The organism is Streptomyces anulatus, assembly GCF_000721175.1.
GTDB lineage: Bacteria > Actinomycetota > Actinomycetes > Streptomycetales > Streptomycetaceae > Streptomyces > Streptomyces anulatus_C.
In genome coordinates this window covers 1-1808 of record NZ_JOEZ01000091.1, presented here as the reverse complement: position 1 = coordinate 1808, position 1808 = coordinate 1, and the positions used below count along the sequence as shown (strand labels likewise).

3 protein-coding genes are annotated in these 1808 nt (G+C 71.8%); all 3 read right to left on the bottom strand.

Annotation, left to right across the window (positions count from 1 at the left end; all coding sequences use genetic code 11):
• Positions 1-768 (bottom strand): hypothetical protein (locus IG90_RS40385; RefSeq protein ID WP_033895087.1); only part of this gene is annotated, 768 nt, incomplete at its 3' end.
• Between the two features lie 199 nt (positions 769-967).
• Positions 968-1354 carry a hypothetical protein gene (locus IG90_RS0138590; protein WP_030595957.1) on the bottom strand — a complete coding sequence of 129 codons (387 nt, stop codon included), beginning with the start codon at positions 1352-1354 and terminating at the stop codon, positions 968-970.
• Positions 1355-1365: 11 nt separating this feature from the next.
• On the bottom strand, positions 1366-1808 hold a 443-nt coding region (locus IG90_RS40380; RefSeq protein ID WP_033895085.1), incomplete at its 5' end, for a hypothetical protein.

The window sequence follows — 1808 nt, the reverse complement described above, 5'->3', positions numbered from 1 at the left end:
GAACACGGTGATCTTGCCCTTGCGGGGGGCGAACCGCTCCAGGGCGACCAGGTCCGGGTCGTCGATCCCGAGCGCGGACAGCACGTCGTCCAGGGCCTGGATCTTGAAGCTCTTACCCCTGGGCATGTGGATCTCCGCCGACCAGCCGCCCTTGGCGGTGGCGATCGGGGAGACCAGCTGGCTCTTGGGGTAGGGGCCGTCCGAGACGGCGGCGTACTGGATCCAGTCCAGCATCTGCTGGGCCAGCTCCGGGCTCTTGGCCTCCGGGCGGCGGCCCCAGCGCCGCCAGGCCCAGGTGCCGTATCCCATGGACCACAGCAGGGAGAAGCCCCACCAGGGGTTGTCGCCCCACTCCGGGCCGCCCACGGACGCCATGGTGGTGAGAAGGCCGGCTCCGGTCACGGGCATCGACAGGCCGGTGTACCGGTCGAAGGCGCCGGGCAGGGTGCGGGCGGGGCGCCAGATGCCGTTCCACTTCACCAGGCCGGGCATCCACCCCCACGCCCCGGCGGTGACGGCGCCGGCCGCACCGAGCGTCAGCGCGGTGCGCCACCCGTCGCCGGTGGCGGACAGGAGCTCCCCGGCCGGGCCCATGCTCGCGGCCGTCGCGGCGAGGGCGAGTTGGCCGCGGTGGTCCAGCGCCCACCGCTTCAGCGTGCGCGAGGACTTCTTTCCGGCGGCGGCCTGGGCGGTGGCCGGGTTGGTCTGGGCGGCGATGAAGCCTGCGAGGTCGGTGTACTGCGGGGTGGGGTTCTTCGGGGCGCGCACGGCGGGGTCCCTTCGGTTCAGGGGGTTCTGGAGGACAGGGCGGGCACAGGCCCGGTGCTCCCCACCGCCCCCGGGACGCCCCGCCGTTGCGGGGCCCAGGGGCGTCTGGGCAGCAACGGGCCGGGCCCCACGGGTTCGTGGGGCCCGGCCACAGGCGGAGAAGCAGCGTCGTGCAGGTGGAGCGGGTGGTGCGGGGCGCCTATTCGGCGTTGTAGAAGGTGTTCTTCGCCATCGGGACGTTGCTGTCGTCGACGGCGTCCTGGATGCGGCCATGGTTGCGGTGCGCGGTCCGGGCGGCGCTGGCGGCCTGGGTGACGGAGGTGTCGGTGGCGTTCTTGTACGCGTCGGCCGCCGTCTTCTGGCCGGTGATCAGGTCACCGAGCATGAGCGTGTTGCCGACCGTGTAGGTGTCCAGGGCGAGGGCCTTGAGCTCCTCGGCGATGCCGGACATGCGCTCGGCCATCTCGCCGGACCACGCGGCCAGGGCGTCGACGTCCTCCTGGCGGGAATCGACCTCCGCCCGGATCGTGTTGAGCGCGGCCAGCAGGGCGCGGTGGTTGATGACGTCGTCGATCTTGGAGATCATCCGGTTGCCTTTCAGCGTTCGTAGTAGCCGGCCTGGGCGGCCGACTCGATGGGCGAGGACTGGACGGCTTCGGCGATGCCGCCGTGGGACTTGTAGGCGGCCTGGGCGGCGGCGGTCGCGAAGTCGCCGGAGTCCTTGGCCCTGCCGCCGTACTGGGCGGCGGCCTGGGACTGGGTGCGGATCGACTCGCGCAGCAGGTCGACCTCGCGGCGGGTCTTGTCGTCGACCTCCATGTCCGCCATCTCCGCCTCGATCTGGTCCAGGCGGTTGGACAGGGTCAGGTCGTCCGCGGCGATGGCGAGGGCCTCCTCGGCGCGCATCTCGCACATCGCCCTGATGAGCGTGAAGGCGTTCATGAGGCCGTCCAGGGTGCGGATCTCGGGGATGATCGCGTGCGGTGCGGACATGGAATCTCCGTTCTGTGCGGTGTCGGGCACCACCGTCAGGTGGCGGG